Here is a 16,378-nt window from a genome sequence, read left to right on the forward strand (position 1 = left end):
GGGCTACTTGGCCGCCTTCGTGACCTGATCGCGTAGCTGCTGAGGCGCGAACGCGACATCGTTCAGATCCGTGCCGTTGAGCTTCACGGTGGGCGTGCCCTGGATCTTCATCTCCTTGATGATTTTGTCGCTGTAGGAGCTCTGGGCCTGGGCGTGCTGCTGCGAGGTGACGCACTGCTCGAAGCCGGAGGCGGTGACCCCGGCCTCCTTGCCCCAGCTCACGAGCTCGCTGGTGGTGAAGCCCGTGACGCTCTCCGACGGCTGGTTCTTGTACAGCAGGTCGTGGTAGGCCAGCCACTGCCGGCCGTCGGCGACGCAGCGCGCGGCCGCGCCGGCCCGCAGGGAGTTGCCCCGGGTGGGCTCCTGCCGGAAGATCGAGATCGGGTGGTAGACGACCTTGACCTTGCCCTCGGCGGCGAGGTTCTTGAACGTCTGGCCGCTGACCGCCTCCAGCTGCTTGCAGGCCGGGCACTGGAAGTCCTCGTAGACGTCCAGGACGGGCTTGTCGACGCCCTCCTTGGCCATCACCACCGAGCCGTCGGACTGCACGGTGACCGGCGCCTGCGTGCCGCTCGCGGCCTCCTCCGACTGCGACTTGCTGGCCGCGTACAGCCAGCCGGCCCCGATGGCGGCCACCGCGGCGACGCCCACGGCGAGGTAGGTCATGGTGCGCCTGCGCCGCTCGCGCACCCGCTCCACGGCCTGCTGTTCCTTGATCTTCTCGCGTGCCGACTTCATCCGCTCCCCCTTGCTCATGGTCATGCCTCCTCCGTGTCGTCGCCGTCGCCCCGTCCGCCCTGCCCCGCGTCACCGGCCAGGCCGAGCGGCGCGTCGAGCGCGAAGGCGCCCGGCGGGAACCGGACGATCCAGGCGCCCAGCAGCACGAGGCCGAAGTCGCGCAAGATGTCGAGCAGGTAGGACGGCTCCTGCCCGACGCCGAGCTGACCGCCGCCGCCGAAGCAGCCGCAGTCGATGCGCAGACCGTGGGCCCACGCCCAGCCGATGCCGAAGACGAAGGCCAGCATCAGCAGCGCGGCGACCACCCCGGCCACCCTGGTCATCAGGCCGACCACCAGCAGCACGCCGACCACGATCTCGAGGAACGGCAGCCCGTAGCCCACCGTCGTGGCGACCGAGTCGGGCAGCAGCTGGTACGCCTTGACCGCCACGACGCTGTCGGACGGGTTGCCGATCTTCAGCCAGCCGGCCGCGATCAGCACCCCGCCCAGGACGAGCCGGGCGACGGTCGTCACCAAGGGTATCGCTGATCTCGCTGGCAGTGACGCAGACGACGCGATCACGGGCCCTCTCCTTGTCTCCACGCTGCGGCCGCGCAGGGATGCGCACAGTTACCCGGAGACCATCCGATCACGGAGTCGATAAGCGTCGGTTAAGGCGGAAAAGGTGGCTCCGCCTGGAGTTTCGCGACGTCCCGGGCCTCATCCAGGCTAGCAGCGGAAACGCGCGCCTCCTCGGTCAGCGTGGTCGTTTCCCACGCCGTCTCCGCCGTCGTCCACGACAAGCTGGACATGACGGGCACCACCGAGGTCGGTCAGGACACCGGCGATCCCGGCGTGACGGTCGGCGGCGCGCACGCCCGGGCCTCGGGGTCCTCCCCCAGGTCCGTGACGGCGAAGTCGTCCAGGACGAGGTCGGCCCCCTCCTGCTCCGCCTGGAGCGAGCGCAGCCCCACCCACACGTCGCCGCAGCCGGCGACCACCCGCTCGGCGAACCGGGTGGTGACGCGCCGCTCCGGGAGGGGCATGGCGCGCGTCTCGACGGACTCGCCGTCCTCGTCGTGGCCGGTCACCCAGGCGTAGGCGCCGGCCAGCGCGCTCTGGTACCGGAACGACACCTCGTAGGCGTGGCCCGGCTCGAACCGCGCCGTCCACGGGACCGTGCGGTAGACCAGGCCACGCCGTTCCTCGTGCGCCTTGAGCGAGAACCGGCCGGCGATGACGTCGTCGACACCCTTGCCGTTCCAGCCGGCCTGCGTGTACGGCTCGTGCCGTTCGGACAGGTGGGTGCGCGCGTCGAAAGCGCCTCCGGCGTCGCCCTTGACGAACGGCCCCCAGCCCGGCTCGGGCGACTCGAACGTCTCCACCGGCCCCGGCGCGGCGGTCCGCATGAGCCGCACGTCGTCCACCCGCACCCGGCCGGAGCCGTCGCCGGCGGCGATCCGGAGCGTCACGGAGGACCCCCGTGGCGTGAACCGCAGCGGCACCCGCTGGAAGAACGTGTCGTGCTTCTCGTCGGAGGCGATGTAGTTCCTGGCCGTCGAGCGGGTGAGCGTCACGCTCCGGCGCAGGCCGGGGGCGGTGACCTCCAGCTTGGCCGGGCGGGTGTGGCCGGGCTCGATCTCCACGGCGGCCGACACGGTGTGGGGGACGCCGGGGCGCAGTCCCGTCAGCCGCTGTTGGAGGCTCGCCGGGGCGTCGCCGCCGAGCAGGGCGACGCGGTGGCCGAGCGCGTTCGTCTCGACGCCGACGGCTCCACCGGTCGTCCACGCGCGGAGCCGGTCGTCGCCGAAGCCTGGGTCGCGCACGCCGCTCCCCTCGCCCCACGCCGGGTCCGGGAGGGCGGGCGCGCGGCCGGGGTGGAGCACGTAGGGCACGCCGGGCTCGGCGCGCAGCGTGATCCGGCCGTTCACCGGGGTGACGGTCCCGGTCCGGACCCGGCCCTGGTCGGTGAGCCGGTAGACGGTCAGCGGCCGGTCGGCGTCCCAGGTGGTCTCGCCTCCGGCGACGTTGTAGTGGTAGAGGCGCCCGTCCCACGGCAGCAGGTACGCGCCGCCGTCGAGGACCAGGTGCCCGCCCGCGTACAGCTGCCGCCGGCCGGCGGCCGTGGTGCCGCGCACACCGCCGGAGAAGACGATCTCGTCGGCGTTCCAGTCGAGGATCTGGTGGCGCTGCAGGAACTTGGCGGGCAGGTTGTTCTCCCAGATGTTGCGGGAGAAGGCGGTGTAGTCGTTCTCCGCTGTCCATCCCTCGAACTCGACGATCCGGGCGTTGCCCAGGATGGGATGGGCGTTCCAGACGTCCTTCTCGCCGTTGCGGATGAACCTGATGATCTGCGAGTTCAGTCCCTTGTTGGTGGCGCCGCCGTAGTTGAGGTCGTTGGCCCAGTGCGCCCACAGGGAGGAGCGTTCGAGCTTGTCCGACCACTCGGTGGCCACCTGGAAGCCCTGCTCGCGCAGCTCGCGCCCGGTGCGGTCGGCGACCCAGCCGAACGGCCGGAACACGTCCACGTACAGCAGCGCGAGGTTCGGGTCGGTCTCCTGACGCAGCCGCCTGAGCCGCGCGGCGAGTGTGCCGCGGGTCAGGTCGCCGCGCTGGTCGATCCGGTACGCCTGGTCGAGCCAGTCCCAGCCCTTGGCCTTCGGGTCGGCGAGCGGCTCGCCGAAGGCGCGGGCCTCCGGGTAGGCCTCGGTGGCGTTGATGTGGGCGCCGAACGTGGCGTTCCACCGCCGGCCGGCTCTGAGCAGCGTGTTGAGGTCGTCCAGGCCGCCGGCGCGCTCGTTGTAGTGGCCGCCGTAGTCGGGGTGGGCCGAGTCGTGGCCCTCGGACTGGTAGCCCTTGAGGATGGCGAGCTGGCCGAGGCCGTCGGTGGCCAGGGAGACACGCTTGACGTCGTCCAGGGTGCGCAGGAACGGGTGGGTGGCCTGGCTGGAGAAGTTGAACGGGATGTGGGTGACGACCCGGTCCTTGGTGCTGTCCGCGCCCGGGGCCTTGACGCCGATCTCGCGGAACGCGACGGCGCCGTCCTGCCAGTCGAGGGCGCCGTCGCCGTTGGCGTCGCCGGTGACGACGACCTTGGCCCAGGGACGCTCCTCGGTGAACGGGGCGCCGGTGGCCCGGTGGGTCCACTGGCCGCTCCACACGCCGACCCTGACCGTGCCGTCGGCGTCCTTCCTCGCCTGGTGCCAGAGGCGGGCGGCGTCCTTGTCGGTGGGGCCGGCCGGCCGGTCGTAGCTGGAGTCGGACTCGACGGCTGCGGCCAGGCGGCCGGTGTTCACGATGGCGTACGTGGCGCCGACCGGCGCGGCGTCGGCCGGGGTCGCCCCGGTCACGGCGGCGAACACGTCAGCGGTGCGGGTGGAGTTGGGATCGAGGCGGGTGAACGCGGTGGCCGCGCCCGGCTGGTCGCTCGCCACCGAGACCAGGTCGTGGCCGGGCAGGTCGATCGTGTTGACGCGGAACGCGGCGGTGTCGGCGACCTCGTCGACGGCGAACGTCGTCACCCGGCCGCGGACGCTGACGCTCGCCGCCAGGCTCACCCCCGGCAGCTCGGGAAAGGCCAGGCGGTAGCGGGCGCTCGCGGCGTCGCGGCCGGTCCGCCGGACGGTGACGTCGTACGGCTGCCCGTTCAGCACGACGGCGGGCACGCCGGTGCTGCCGCCGAGCGTGGCCCCGGTGGCGCGGTCGGTGTAGCCGAGGACGCGGGGGAAGGCCGGGTCGAGATCGACGGTGAGCCGGTCGGAGGAGATCGTGAGGGGCGCGGCCACGGCGGTGGGCCGGGGTGCGATGCCCTGGATCGTGGGGCCGCCCGACGACTCATGGCCCGGCTCCGGCTCCCGCTCCGGCCCTGCTTCCGGCTCTGCTTCCAGCTCTGGTTCCGGTTCCGGTTCCGGTTCCGGGGAGGCCAGTTCGTACGACGGCGGCGTCGGGGCGGGTGGGGGCACCGGCGTGGACGCGAGCGCGGGGAAGGAGGCGAGGGGGGAGAACACCGTGGATAACGCGAGGGCGGCTGCGAGCGCGGCGGGACGGCGCATACGTGTCCTTCGTCGGAGACTCTCGCCGAAATACTGACATCTCCCGACTCGCGCGTGTCAATACGCGTCACAATCGGCATGGAATGGACACGCCCGGGCTCCACCTCATCGGCGGAGACCCGGGCGTGTCGCCAGCCACAACAGGCCGGGCGGGTCAGGCGCGGGAGCGGACGCCCTGGGACATCTCGCGGGCCAGCTCGCCGATCGAGGCGCGGCCGGCCGCCTCGTCCGGCGCTTCGAGCATGCGGCGGATGAACGCCGATCCCACGATGACGCCGTCGGCGTAGCCGGCGACCTCGGCCGCCTGCTTGCCCGTGCCGACGCCGAGCCCGACGCACACCGGCAGGTCCGTGTGGGCGCGGGTGCGCTTGACCAGGCCCTCGGCCGCGACGTTGACCGACTCCCTGGCTCCGGTGACGCCCATCAGCGACGCGGCGTACACGAATCCGGTGCAGCAGTCGACGACCGCCTGGATGCGCTCCTCGGTGGAGCTGGGCGCCACCAGGAACACCGTGTCGATGCCCGCGGCGGCCGAGGCCTCGCGCCACGGGGCCGCCTCCTCGGGCGTCAGGTCGGGCGTGATGGTGCCGACTCCGCCCGCGCTCGCCAGGTCGCGGGCGAACCGCTCGGCGCCGTAGCGGTCGATCGGGTTCCAGTACGTCATGACGAGCGTCGCCGCGCCGGTGGCGGCGACGCCCTCGACGGTGCGCATGACGTCGGCGATGCGGGTGCCGTTGACCAGCGACCGGTGCACGGCGTCCTGGATGGTCGGCCCGTCCATGAGCGGGTCGGAGTAGGGCAGGCCGATCTCGATGACGTCGCAGCCCGCCTCGACGAGGGCGGCCGCGGCGGCGATGGCGCCGTCCTTGGTCGGGAAGCCCGCGGGAAGGTAGCCGACCAGCGCGGCCCGGTTGTCCGCCTTCGCCTTGGCGAACACCGTCTGAAGAGTAGTCATGATCGTCCGTTCTCGGTGGTCGGAGGCCGCTTCGCCGCCGCCCTTCCCATCATGCCGTCACCGGGCCCCCGCCCGAGCCGGGCGAAGGAGACCTCGCCCCAGCCGGGCGAAGGAGACCCCTCCGCGCCGGGCGAAGGAGGCCTCGCCCGCGCCGCGCGTGGGCTCGCGGCCCCGCGAGGAGTGGGCTGGTGTCAGAGGTTGAAGTACTTCATCGCCGTGCCCATGTCCTTGTCGCCGCGCCCGGACAGGTTGACCAGGATCGCGGCCTCGGGCCCGAGCTCCCGGCCGAGGTCGAGCGCCCCGGCGAGGGCGTGGGACGACTCGATGGCCGGGATGATGCCCTCGGTCCTGGCCAGCAGCGAGAAGGCGGCCATCGCCTGGTCGTCGGTGACGCCGTGGTAGGTGGCGCGGCCGGTGTCCTTCAGCCAGGCGTGCTCGGGACCGACGCCCGGGTAGTCGAGGCCGGCCGAGATCGAGTGGGACTCGATCGTCTGGCCCTCGTCGTCCTGCAGGACGTAGGTGCGCGAGCCGTGCAGCACGCCGACGGAGCCGGCGGTGAGGGTGAGCGCGTGCTCGCCGCTGTCCAGGCCGTGGCCGGCGGCCTCGTAGCCGTGGAGCTGGACGTCGCTGTCGCCGATGAAGGCGTGGAAGATGCCGATCGCGTTGCTGCCGCCGCCGACGGCGGCGCAGATCGCGTCGGGCAGCGCGCCGGTCAGCTCCAGCATCTGGCGGCGTGCCTCGACGCCGATGATCCGCGCGAAGTCGCGCACGATCTCGGGGAACGGGTGCGGCCCGGCCACGGTGCCGAACAGGTAGTGGGTGGTGTCGACGTTGGTCACCCAGTCGCGGAACGCCTCGTTGATCGCGTCCTTCAGCGTGCAGGAGCCGTTGTGGACGGGGACCACGGTGGCGCCGAGGAGCTTCATGCGGGCCACGTTGAGCGCCTGGCGCTCGCAGTCGACCGCGCCCATGTAGATGACGCACTCCAGGCCGAGCAGGGCAGCCGCGGTGGCCGTGGCCACGCCGTGCTGGCCGGCGCCGGTCTCGGCGATGACGCGCTTCTTGCCGAGCCGCTTGGTCAGCAGCGCCTGGCCGAGGACGTTGTTGATCTTGTGGGCGCCGGTGTGGGTGAGGTCCTCGCGCTTGAGGATGATGCGCGCGCCGCCGGCCTGCTCGCCGAAGCGCGGCACCTCGGTCAGCGTGGTGGGGCGGCCCGCGTACGTGCGCAGCAGGTGGTCGAACTCGCGCAGGAACTGCTCGTCGTTCTTGGCCTTGTCGTAGACGGAGGCCACCTCGTCGAGCGCCGGGATCAGCGCCTCCGGCACGTAGCGCCCGCCGAAGACGCCGAACTTGCCGTTCCTGTCGGGATCGTCGCCGTGGACGCCGTTGCCGGCCAGGTCGGCGGCGGTCAGGATGGAGTGCTCGTGTGTCACTGCTGTCCCTCTGCTCCGTGGTCGGGGCGCGTCGCCGGATGGGCGCCGGCGGTCACCAGCGCCTCCACCGCCTTGCGCGGATCCTTGCCGGTGACCAGGCTCTCGCCCACCAGCACGGCGTCGGCGCCGGCGCGGGCGTAGGCGAGCAGGTCATGCGGTCCGCGGACGCCCGACTCCGCGATCTTGATCACATTGTCCGGGATCTTGGGCGCGATCTTGGCGAAGACGTCGCGGTCGACCTCGAGTGTCTTCAGGTTGCGCGCGTTGACGCCGACGACCCGGGCGCCCGCCGCGACGGCGCGGTCGAGCTCCTCCTCGGTGTGGACCTCGACCAGCGGCGTCAGCCCGATGGAGGTGGCCCGCTCGATCAGCGAGACCAGCGCCTCCTGCTCCAGGCACACGACCATGAGCAGCACCAGGTCGGCGCCGTGGGCCCGAGCCTCCCAGAGTTGATAGGAGGTGAGGACGAAGTCCTTGCGCAGGATGGGGATGTCGACCCGGGCGCGGACCGAGGCGAGGTCGTCGAGGCTGCCCCCGAACTTGCGGCGCTCGGTGAGCACGCTGATGACGTGGGCGCCGCCCTCCTCGTAGTCGGCGGCCAGCGCCGCGGGGTCGGCGATCGCGGCGAGCGCGCCCTTGGACGGGCTGGAACGCTTGACCTCGGCGATCACCGAGACCCTGTCGCCGCCCAGCGCCGCGAGCGCGTCCCGGGGGGCGGGAGCCCGCTCGGCCTGCCGCTTGAGCTCGTCGAGCGACACGGCCTGCTGGCGTGCGGCGAGGTCGGCACGCACCCCGTCGAGGATGTCGTCGAGGACGCTCGGTCCTTCCGTCCGCTCACTCACGCGCTTCGGATCCCTCCGGTCGGCAGTAGGGGATGGCAGGAAGTTCGCGTCGCGTCCGCTCCCGGCCTGTCCCTGCGATGGTATCGGCCCCGGCGGCGTCGCTCGGCCACCGGCCCCGGCTAGGGCGCGAGGAATGCCCCGAAGGGCAGGTTCCGTACCAGCCAGTAGAGCAGCACCACGGCGAGGAACGCCCAGAGCCATGCCGGATGGGCCAGCGTCGTCCTGCGCGGCCGGCCCTGCCAGGCGCGCACCAGCCAGCGTCCCCACCAGAACACCAGGAACGGGATCATCGCGAGGGCGAGCGGGTTGAGCCCCGCGGCGGCGACGGGGTCGAGGTGGGCCAGCGCGTGGATGGTGCGCAGCGTGCCGCAGCCGGGACAGTACAGGCCGGTGGCCCACAGGAACGGGCAGGTCGGGTAGTGACCCGGCTCGTTGGGGTCGATCGTGCCCACCACGGCGAAGACCACGCCCGTGGCGGCGGCGACGCCGAGTGGCGCGAGCACCGACCGCAGCCGGTCGTGACCGCGCCACTCGATGTTCGCCATACCCATCAGTACGTGGTGCTCGGGGCGTTCGCCGCGACGATCACGAAGAGGACGACGTATCCGATGATCACGAGGACCCACCAGATGATGCCGGCGATCAGCGAGCGCTTCCACCAGGTCTTGGCCTCCTCCGACGCCTGCACCGCGCCCTGGTAGTCGCCGACCTGCCACTTGGAGTTGACCTGCGACGACTTCACGATCGACACGATGCCGAGGGGGAGGCAGCAGAACAGCGTGGTCAGGATGGCGGCGACCAGGTGGTTGTCCGGCGGGGTCTGCGGGGCGCCGTAGCCGCCGGGCTGGCCGTAGCCGCCGCCGGGGGGCTGCTGGCCGTAGCCACCGCCGTAACCGCCGCCACTCGGGGGCTGCTGACCGTAACCGCCGCCGCTCGGAGGCTGCTGACCGTAACCACCGCCACCACTCGGAGGCTGCTGACCGTAACCGCCGCCGCCACTCGGAGGCTGCTGGCCGTAACCGCCGCCCGGAGGCTGGGCGCCGTAGCCGCCGTCGCCCTGGTTCCCGTAGCTCATGCTGTGACTCCTCATGTGTCCATCTCAGGCCAGTTGCGCGCGGCAGCCTAGCGGCAAACCATCTGGGACGTGGGTATACGTCCACTTTGCGGACAATTTGTGATCAGACCGGAAGTATCTGTGACCGGTCCACCGGCCTCACCGGAGGTGAGGGAAAAATCAGGACGAACCTGCCGCGCCGGCCGTGGCCAAGCCCATGAGCGCCAGCCACATGCTGCCGAACAGCAGCCACAGGACCACCCAGAGCACGATCGTGATGTACGACGTGACCAGGCCGCCCATGGCCATGCCGTGCCCCTCCTCACCCGTCCGCTTGATGCGGCTGAGCGCCATGTGGCCGACGATCGCGCCGGGGATGCTGGTCAGACCGCAGAACACCAGGCCCACGATGCCGAGGACGAGCGAGGTGACCGCCAGGCCGTTGGTGGTGCGGGGCTGGGGCGCGCCGTACGCCCCGTAGGGGGCCTGCCCGTACGGCTGCTGGCCGTAGCCCTGCTGGCCGTACACCTGCTGGTCGTACCCCGGCTGGCTGTAACCCTGCTGCCCGTAGCCCTGCTGGCCGTACCCCGGCTGTCCGTACTGGGGCCCGGAGCCCTGCTGGCCGTAACCCGGCTGGCTGTAGCCCTGCTGGCCATAGCCCTGCTGGCCGTGGCCGCCGGACGGCTGCCCGCCGTAGCCACCGCTCGCGGGCTGGCCGCCGTACCCCCCGCCGTAGCCGCCGCCGGACTGCTGGCCGTAGCCCTGGCCGCCGCTCGGCGGCTGGCCGTAGCCCCCGCTGGGCGGCTGCTGCCCGGGGCCGCCCGTGCTCGGGGGCTGCTGACCGTACCCTCCACCAGGCGGCTGGGAACCGTATCCTCCGCTGCCGCTCTGGTCCCCGTACCCCATGTCCGTCCTCCGTCGTCGTGGCCCGTTTCAGGGGCAGCCTATTGACAAAGGGAACGGCGGTCCGCCGGGCGGGGACACCGAAGGCGAGTTGTAACCTCGGCGCGACAGCCGCGACTACGGCAGACGCCTCAAAGAGGTCGTTCCGGGACGAAACCGGCGTCGCCTGGCAGGTGCTGGAGCCTCAGGTGGGGTCGTCGCCCCGGTCGAGGGCGTCCCACAGGGCGCGGTCGTCGGACACCCGGGGGCGCCCGGCCGCCGGGGTCCGCTCGTAGCGGTCGGACATGCCCGCCCAGCGGGGGCCGCGCACGGCGGCGAGCACCCCGCCCGCGACCATCAGCGCCGACCCGATCCCGGACAGCGCCGGCCAGGCCGCCACGACGTCCCACGTGAAAGAGCCGAGGCCGCGCAGCGCGTCGTGCTCGCGCAGCCACGCCTGCGGGGCGTCGCCCGCCACCGCCAGCCACGTGGCGAGCCCGGCGCCCAGCCCGCACAGCGTCAGCAGCGCTCCCACCACGCGGCGCGTGAGCCCCTTCGAGGCCAGCGCCGCCACCACGCCCGCGAGCCCGGCCAGCGCCAGGGGCGTCAGGACCGGGGCCAGGTCGCCGCCGGAGGGCGCCAGGGGATCGGCTCCCGCTCCGCCCGGGACGCCGGTGGTGTGCCCGGCCCGCACCGTGACCCAGGCGCGGGTGGCCGCGAACAGCACCAGCGCGCAACCGGCGGCCGTCAGGGCCACCCACCGCCACAGCTCACGGCCCCGCCCCCCCGCCTTCGGGGCGGCGGAGGCCGGCGGGGCCTCTGCCGCGTCCTGAGAATCGGAGGCGCGGGTGGCCTCCGGAGGCTCGGAGGCCCGTGCGGCGCTCGCGGTCGTGGGGTCCCCGGCGGCCGCCGGGGTCGCGGAGGTGCGGGCGGCTTCCGAGGCGGCCCGGTCGTCGGCCCGGTGGCCGGGGTCGTGCGGACCGGTCATGGCGTGGCCGACACCTCCAGCGGGTCAGCGTCGAAGCAGGTGCGGTCGCCCGTGTGGCAGGCGGCGCCCACCTGGTCGACCTGGACCAGCAGCGTGTCGCCGTCGCAGTCGAGCGACACCGCCTTGACGTGCTGCGCGTGACCGGAGGTGGCGCCCTTCACCCAGTACTCCGCGCGGCTGCGCGACCAGTAGGTGGCCCTGCCGGTGGTGAGGGTGCGGTGCAGCGCCTCGTCGTCCATCCAGGCGAGCATGAGGACCTCGCCCGTGTCGTACTGCTGGACGATCGCGGGCACCAGCCCGTCGCCGTTGCGCTTGAGCCGCTCGGCGACCTTCGGGTCGAGGGACATGCCGCCATTCAACCAGCCGTCATGACCGCTCGCCGCACCGGCGGGAGGCGTGACCTCCCGGCGGCGGCCCGGCGGTCAGGAGCGGGCGGCGGAGACCCAGGAGGCGTGCAGGGCCGCGTAGACGCCGTCCTCCTGCCGGACGAGCTCGGCGTGCGGCCCGCGCTGCACCAGCCGGCCGCCGTCGAACACCAGCACCTCGTCGGCGTTCTCCGCCGTGGACAACCGGTGGGCGATGGAGACGGCCGTACGGCCACGGGTGACCCCTTCCAGTGCCCGGGCCAGGCGCACCTCGGTGGCCGGGTCGACGGCGGAGGTGGCCTCGTCGAGCAGCAGCAGGTCGGGGTCGGCGAGGTAGGCGCGGGCCAGGGCGACGAGCTGCCGCTCACCGGCCGACAGAGACTCGCCGCGCTGCCCCACGGGCGTGCCGAGCCCGGCCGGCAGGCCGTCCACCCAGTCTGCCAGGCCCAGCTCGGTCATGGCCAGCTCGATCTCCTCGCGGGTGGCGCCCGGCCGGCCGTACCGGACGTTGTCCTCCAGCGTGCCGTCGAACAGGAACCCGTCCTGCGGCACCATCACGATGCGCTCGCGCAGCGAGGAGAAGCGCACCTCCCGCAGGTCGTGGCCGTCGACGGTGACGCGCCCGGAGACGGGGTCCATGAGCCGGGTGAGCAGCTTGGCGAACGTCGTCTTGCCCGACCCGGTCTCCCCCACGACGGCGACGCGGGAGCGCGGCGGGATCTGCGCCGTCACGTCGCGCAGCACGGGCGGCCCGCCGGGGTAGGCGAAGCCGACGCTCTCGAAGGCGACGGAGATGGGGCCGCGCGGCAGCTCCACGCCGCCGGGGCCGGGGTCGGCGACGTCGGGCGGCGTGTCCAGCACCCCGAGGACGCGCCGCCAGCCGGCGACCGCGTTCTGGGCCTCGTTGAGCACCTCGGTGGCGGTCTGCATCGGGGAGACGAACAGCGTCACGAGGAACAGGAACGCCACCAGCCGCCCGGCCGTGATGTCGCCGGACAGCCCGAGCCGGACGCCGAGCAGCACGATCCCGGAGATGGCAAGCGCGGCCACGATCTCGGTCAGCGGGAAGACGAAGCCGACGATGGTCTGCGCCCTGGTCTGGGCCGCCTTGTTGGCGTCCACCGCCGTGTCGACCCGCTCGGCGGTGCGCCCCTCCGCCGCGTACGCGCGGATGACGGCGGCGCCGACGACGGACTCGCTGACGGCGGCGAGCATGTCGCCGGTGCGCTCGCGGACCGTCGTGTACGCGCCCGACAGCCACCGCTGGAAGCGCGGCAGGGCGACCATCAGCGGCAGGAAGCACGCCCACACGACGAGCGTGAGCTGCCAGGAGTAGACCAGCATGAGGACGCTGGCCACGAGGACCTGGCCGAGCGACACGATGATCATCAGCCCGCCCCACTGCATGAACGTGCTGATCTGGTCCACGTCGTTGGTGACGCGGGAGACCAGCGCGCCGCGCCGCTCGGTGTTCTGGGTGAGCACCGACAGGTCGTGGACGTGGCGGAAGCCGCGCACGCGCAGGGTGGCCAGGGACGACTCGGTCGCCTTGTAGAGGCGGACGTTCATGACGTAGCCGGCCAGCGCGGTCAGCACGACGGCCGCCGCGCACAGCAGCACGGCGCGCGTCACGTACGAGACGTCGGGCGAGGAGTTCTTCAGGCCGGTGTCGATCGTCTGCTGCACCGCGACCGGCACGATGACCTTGCCGGCCGTGGCCACGACCGCCAGGGCGAGCGTCCCGGCGAGCCCCTTGCGGAACTCGGGCGTGAGGGACAGCCCATGACGGATGGTGGCCAGCGCCGACCGCTCGGCGCCGGCGCCGATGCCCCGGGCGTCGCTCACGCGATGATCCCCTCTTCCTCGGCGGCCGCGACGGCGGCCTGCTCGGCTTCCTCCCGCACGGCCGCGCTCCGGGCGGCGGCGGCTTCCTCCTCCTCGGCCGAGAGGGCGGCGCGCTCGGCGTCCTCGCGCTCGTAGGCGGTGACCAGGTTGCGGTAGCCCTCGCAGCGCCCGATCAGCTCCTCGTGCGTCCCGTGGTCCACGACGCGGCCCCGGTCGAGGTAGACGACCTCGTCGGCCAGCGCGATCGTGGCCATCCGATAGGCGACGACCACGACGCTGGAGGAGGAGGCGGCGTCGCGCAGGCCGTACAGGATGCGGGCCTCGACCTGCGGGTCCACGCTGGAGGTGGCGTCGTCGAGGATGAGCAGGCGCGGCCGCCGGGCGACCGCGCGGGCCAGCGCGAGCCGCTGCCGCTGCCCGCCCGACAGGGTGGCGCCCCGCTCCCCCACGCGGGTGTCCAGACCGGCCTCCAGCCGCGCCACGAACCCGTCGGCCTGCGCCAGGCGCAGCGCGGCCCACACGTCCTCGTCAGGGATGGGCAGGCCGAGCGTGATGTTGCCGCGCACGGTGTCGTCGAACAGGAACGTCTGCTGCGGCACCAGCGCCACCGACTCGGCGACCGCGCCGTACGGCAGCTCGCGCAGGTCCACGCCGTCGAGCAGCACCCGCCCGCGCGCCGGATCGACGAGCCGGACGAGGAGCTGCACCAGCGTCGACTTGCCGGAGCCGGTCGGGCCGACCAGCGCGACGGTGCGTCCCGGCGCCACCTCGAAGGCGACGTCGCGCAGCACCTCGCCGGCGCCGTAGGAGTAGGACAGGCCGGACGCCTCCAGCCGGGCGGGGCCGGAGGCCGCGGGCGGCGCGGTGGCGCCGTACTCCATGGAGCCGCGCGCCTCCAGCACGGCCCGCACCCGCTCCCAGCCGACCACGCTGCGCGGCAGCTCGGCGAGCACCCAGCCGAGCGCCCTGATGGGGAAGGCGAGCAGCGTGAACAGGTAGGCGACCTGCACGAGGTCGCCCGCGCCGATGGAGCCGGACGCCAGCCGCGCGGCGCCGACGGCCAGCACCGCGAGCACGCCCAGCGTGGGCAGCGCCTCCAGCATCGGGTCGAACAGGCCACGGACCCGGCCGACGGCGATGTTGGCGTCGCGCAGCTCCTCGGCGCGGCGGCGGAAGCGCTCGGTCTCCAGCGCCTCCCTGCCGAGGGTCTTGACGACGAGGGCGCCGTCGAAGCTCTCGTGCGCGATCTCGCTGACCTCGGCGCGCAACTGCTGGGCGCGGGTCGCGAGCGGGCTGAGCCGGCGCTGGTAGACGAGGTTGAGCACGGCGATGGCCGGGAAGATCAGGAAGCCCACGGCGGCGAGCGCCGGGTCGGTGAGGACCATCGCGACGGCCGCGGTGACCAGCATGACGACGACGCCCACGGCCATGGGCAGCGGCGCGAGCGGCGCCCAGGCGGCCTCGGCGTCGGAGCTGGCGTTGGACAGCAGCTGGCCGGTCGGATGGCGGTGGTGCCAGGCGAGCGGCAGCCGCAGGTACTGCTTGGTCACCTCGCGGCGGGAGCGGGCCTGCATGCGGTACTGCATGAGCCCGGCCAGGATGCGCCGGCCCGCGACGCCGATCGCCTTGAGCAGCGCCGCGCCCATGATGAGCAGCACGCCCGTCCACAGGACGCCCGCGGTGACGGAGCCGGTGGAGAAGGCGGGCAGCACGACGTTCTCGGTGGCCCAGCCGAAGGCCCAGGCGGAGCCGACCGTCATGCCCCCGTACACCGCGCTGGACAGGACGGCGGCGGTGAAGACCGTTCTCTCCGCGCTGATGGCCACGCCGAGGACCCGCAGTCCCTGACGCATGACGGCCGAGGTCACCTTGCTCGCCACTCGCTGGGTTTCCTTCCGTCGCGGCTGCTTTGTCCTTAAGACCCAATCACGCCCGATCATCCCGTTATTCCCGCGGGTAAGGTTGAGAGCGTGACTCACGCTCGCGGCGAACGCGCGGCCCTGTGCGACCTGCTGGACCGGCTCGGCCCGGACGCCCCGACCCTGTGCGGCGGCTGGACGACCTATGACCTGGCCGCCCATCTGGTGCTGCGGGAGCGCCGGCTCGACGCGGCGGCGGGCATCGCGCTCAAGCCGCTGGCGGGCCACACCGCAGCCGTCCAGTCGGCCCTGAAGGCCCGCCACCCGTACCCGGAGCTGGTCGGCCTGGTGCGCAGGCCGGGCGGCGTCTACGGGCTCGTGCCGTTCCTGGACGACGCGGTCAACACGCTGGAGATGTTCGTCCACCACGAGGACGTGCGCCGCGCCCAGCCCGCCTGGGAGCCGCGCCAGATGCCCGAGGACCTCGAACGTCTCATGTGGAAGCGGGTCTCGGCCGGCGGGAAGCTGATGCTGCGCCGCTCGCCGGTGGGCGTGGTGCTGCACCGCAGGGGCGGCGGCGTGGCGCTCGGCGGCCCGAGGATCGGCCCCAAGGTGGAGGTCACCGGGCCGGCGGCGGAGCTGCTGCTGTTCTGCTTCGGCCGGCAGGAGCACACGCGGGTGGAGATGACGGGCGACCCCGAGGCGATCTCCCGACTCAGGAGCGCCCGCCTCGGCATCTGAGGCCGCTGTCTCAATCCTCCCCGTAGACGCGCAGCGCGACGTGCGCCTGGGCGAGCCGGCGCAGCCCGGTGAGCAGGGTGTCGCCCACGAGCGTGCCTAGCACCACCACCTCCAGCGCCCGCTCCCGGTCGCCCAGGTCGCCGACGACGGTCATGTCGGCCTCGGCGATCCGCTCGGCGGCGGCGGCGTACTCGGGCAGCACGCCGAGCATGTCCTCGTGGCCGAGATCCTCCAGGCTGGCGATCACTCCCACCACCGTGGCGTACGCGGGGTGCTCGCGCATGTCCTTCCACCCGTGGCGGGCGCAGATGTCGTCGAGGACCCGGCGGGCCTCCTCCAGGTGCGGCCCCGGCTGGGGCTCCTGCCGGGCGGTGACCGTGAGCTGGCCCAGCCCCAGCAGGTCGTTGCCGCTGGTGTCCGGGTCGTCCAGGTGCCGGACCAGCTCGCGGATCGCGGCGATGCTCAGGCCGCCGTACTCGGCCAGCGTGCGGACGAGCTTGAGCCGCCGGACGTGCGCGGTGCCGTACTCGGCCTGGTTGCGGCCCACCGGCCGTCCAGGAGGCAGCAGCCCCTCCCGCAGGTAGTACTTGATCGTCGGGACGGGCACTCCGGTGTCCGCGCTCAGCTCCGCCATGCGCACGTG

15 protein-coding genes are annotated in these 16,378 nt (G+C 73.1%); 1 reads left to right on the top strand and 14 read right to left on the bottom strand.

The annotated features are described in order from the left end of the window. Nucleotides 1–3 precede the first annotated feature (3 nt). The 13 genes from AB0H64_RS32025 to AB0H64_RS32085 all read right to left on the bottom strand — a co-directional run bounded on the left by AB0H64_RS32025 (nucleotide 4) and on the right by AB0H64_RS32085 (nucleotide 14,988). Nucleotides 4–762: a thioredoxin domain-containing protein gene (locus tag AB0H64_RS32025; RefSeq protein WP_357632116.1), complete on the bottom strand. Its 759-nt coding sequence runs from the start codon at nucleotides 760–762 to the stop codon at nucleotides 4–6. Continuing rightward, nucleotides 759–1,253: a MauE/DoxX family redox-associated membrane protein gene (locus tag AB0H64_RS32030; RefSeq protein WP_357632118.1), complete on the bottom strand. Its 495-nt coding sequence runs from the start codon at nucleotides 1,251–1,253 to the stop codon at nucleotides 759–761. Before AB0H64_RS32030 ends, AB0H64_RS32025 begins: the two co-directional genes overlap by 4 nt. A 299-nt stretch (nucleotides 1,254–1,552) precedes the next feature. Beyond that, nucleotides 1,553–4,771 carry an endo-alpha-N-acetylgalactosaminidase family protein gene (locus AB0H64_RS32035; protein ID WP_357632120.1) on the bottom strand — a complete coding sequence of 1,073 codons (3,219 nt, stop codon included), beginning with the start codon at nucleotides 4,769–4,771 and terminating at the stop codon, nucleotides 1,553–1,555. Nucleotides 4,772–4,925: 154 nt separating this feature from the next. Then, nucleotides 4,926–5,726: a tryptophan synthase subunit alpha gene (trpA, locus tag AB0H64_RS32040; RefSeq protein ID WP_357632122.1), complete on the bottom strand. Its 801-nt coding sequence runs from the start codon at nucleotides 5,724–5,726 to the stop codon at nucleotides 4,926–4,928. A gap of 191 nt (nucleotides 5,727–5,917) precedes the next feature. Continuing rightward, nucleotides 5,918–7,123: a tryptophan synthase subunit beta gene (trpB, locus tag AB0H64_RS32045; RefSeq protein WP_357632207.1), complete on the bottom strand. Its 1,206-nt coding sequence runs from the start codon at nucleotides 7,121–7,123 to the stop codon at nucleotides 5,918–5,920. A 32-nt stretch (nucleotides 7,124–7,155) separates the two neighbouring features. Further along, on the bottom strand, nucleotides 7,156–8,001 hold the full coding sequence (trpC, locus tag AB0H64_RS32050) for an indole-3-glycerol phosphate synthase TrpC (RefSeq protein ID WP_357632124.1): 846 nt from the start codon (nucleotides 7,999–8,001) through the stop codon (nucleotides 7,156–7,158). Between the two features lie 119 nt (nucleotides 8,002–8,120). Continuing rightward, nucleotides 8,121–8,546, bottom strand: coding sequence for a DUF2752 domain-containing protein (locus AB0H64_RS32055; protein WP_357632126.1), 426 nt, complete (start codon nucleotides 8,544–8,546; stop codon nucleotides 8,121–8,123). Between the two features lie 5 nt (nucleotides 8,547–8,551). Further along, the gene (locus tag AB0H64_RS32060; protein WP_357632128.1) at nucleotides 8,552–9,076 is read right to left on the bottom strand and encodes a CD225/dispanin family protein; all 525 of its coding nucleotides are present in this window, start codon (nucleotides 9,074–9,076) and stop codon (nucleotides 8,552–8,554) included. A gap of 159 nt (nucleotides 9,077–9,235) precedes the next feature. Beyond that, nucleotides 9,236–9,961, bottom strand: coding sequence for a DUF4190 domain-containing protein (locus tag AB0H64_RS32065; RefSeq protein WP_357632130.1), 726 nt, complete (start codon nucleotides 9,959–9,961; stop codon nucleotides 9,236–9,238). Between the two features lie 181 nt (nucleotides 9,962–10,142). Further along, on the bottom strand, nucleotides 10,143–10,925 hold the full coding sequence (locus tag AB0H64_RS32070) for a Trp biosynthesis-associated membrane protein (protein WP_357632131.1): 783 nt from the start codon (nucleotides 10,923–10,925) through the stop codon (nucleotides 10,143–10,145). Continuing rightward, nucleotides 10,922–11,272, bottom strand: a complete 351-nt coding sequence (gene hisI, locus AB0H64_RS32075) for a phosphoribosyl-AMP cyclohydrolase (RefSeq protein ID WP_310709286.1) — start codon at nucleotides 11,270–11,272, stop codon at nucleotides 10,922–10,924. The genes AB0H64_RS32070 and hisI overlap by 4 nt, the downstream gene beginning before the upstream one ends. 75 nt (nucleotides 11,273–11,347) lie before the next feature. Beyond that, on the bottom strand, nucleotides 11,348–13,135 hold the full coding sequence (locus AB0H64_RS32080) for an ABC transporter ATP-binding protein (RefSeq protein WP_357632134.1): 1,788 nt from the start codon (nucleotides 13,133–13,135) through the stop codon (nucleotides 11,348–11,350). Further along, nucleotides 13,132–14,988: an ABC transporter ATP-binding protein gene (locus AB0H64_RS32085; RefSeq protein WP_357632209.1), complete on the bottom strand. Its 1,857-nt coding sequence runs from the start codon at nucleotides 14,986–14,988 to the stop codon at nucleotides 13,132–13,134. Before AB0H64_RS32085 ends, AB0H64_RS32080 begins: the two co-directional genes overlap by 4 nt. A gap of 117 nt (nucleotides 14,989–15,105) precedes the next feature. Here AB0H64_RS32085 and AB0H64_RS32090 point away from each other — a divergent pair, with 117 nt between their 5' ends. Beyond that, on the top strand, nucleotides 15,106–15,735 hold the full coding sequence (locus AB0H64_RS32090; protein ID WP_357632136.1) for a TIGR03085 family metal-binding protein: 630 nt from the start codon (nucleotides 15,106–15,108) through the stop codon (nucleotides 15,733–15,735). 10 nt (nucleotides 15,736–15,745) lie between these two features. Here AB0H64_RS32090 and AB0H64_RS32095 read toward each other — a convergent pair whose 3' ends face one another. Further along, nucleotides 15,746–16,369 carry a MerR family transcriptional regulator gene (locus AB0H64_RS32095; protein WP_357632211.1) on the bottom strand — a complete coding sequence of 208 codons (624 nt, stop codon included), beginning with the start codon at nucleotides 16,367–16,369 and terminating at the stop codon, nucleotides 15,746–15,748. Nucleotides 16,370–16,378: the final 9 nt, after the last annotated feature.

Source organism: Nonomuraea sp. NPDC050733, from assembly GCF_040654215.1.
Lineage (GTDB): Bacteria > Actinomycetota > Actinomycetes > Streptosporangiales > Streptosporangiaceae > Nonomuraea.

Bases quoted from the DNA above. Each gene is read 5' to 3' on its own strand.
- trpA (WP_357632122.1), bottom strand. From the start codon at position 5,726: ATGACTACTCTTCAGACGGTGTTCGCCAAGGCGAAGGCGGACAACCGG.
- AB0H64_RS32025 (WP_357632116.1), bottom strand. From the start codon at position 762: ATGACCATGAGCAAGGGGGAGCGGATGAAGTCGGCACGCGAGAAGATC.
- AB0H64_RS32065 (WP_357632130.1), bottom strand. From the start codon at position 9,961: ATGGGGTACGGGGACCAGAGCGGCAGCGGAGGATACGGTTCCCAGCCG.
- AB0H64_RS32055 (WP_357632126.1), bottom strand. From the start codon at position 8,546: ATGGCGAACATCGAGTGGCGCGGTCACGACCGGCTGCGGTCGGTGCTC.
- hisI (WP_310709286.1), bottom strand. From the start codon at position 11,272: ATGTCCCTCGACCCGAAGGTCGCCGAGCGGCTCAAGCGCAACGGCGAC.
- AB0H64_RS32035 (WP_357632120.1), bottom strand. From the start codon at position 4,771: ATGCGCCGTCCCGCCGCGCTCGCAGCCGCCCTCGCGTTATCCACGGTG.
- AB0H64_RS32070 (WP_357632131.1), bottom strand. From the start codon at position 10,925: ATGACCGGTCCGCACGACCCCGGCCACCGGGCCGACGACCGGGCCGCC.
- AB0H64_RS32060 (WP_357632128.1), bottom strand. From the start codon at position 9,076: ATGAGCTACGGGAACCAGGGCGACGGCGGCTACGGCGCCCAGCCTCCG.
- AB0H64_RS32085 (WP_357632209.1), bottom strand. From the start codon at position 14,988: ATGCGTCAGGGACTGCGGGTCCTCGGCGTGGCCATCAGCGCGGAGAGA.
- AB0H64_RS32095 (WP_357632211.1), bottom strand. From the start codon at position 16,369: ATGGCGGAGCTGAGCGCGGACACCGGAGTGCCCGTCCCGACGATCAAG.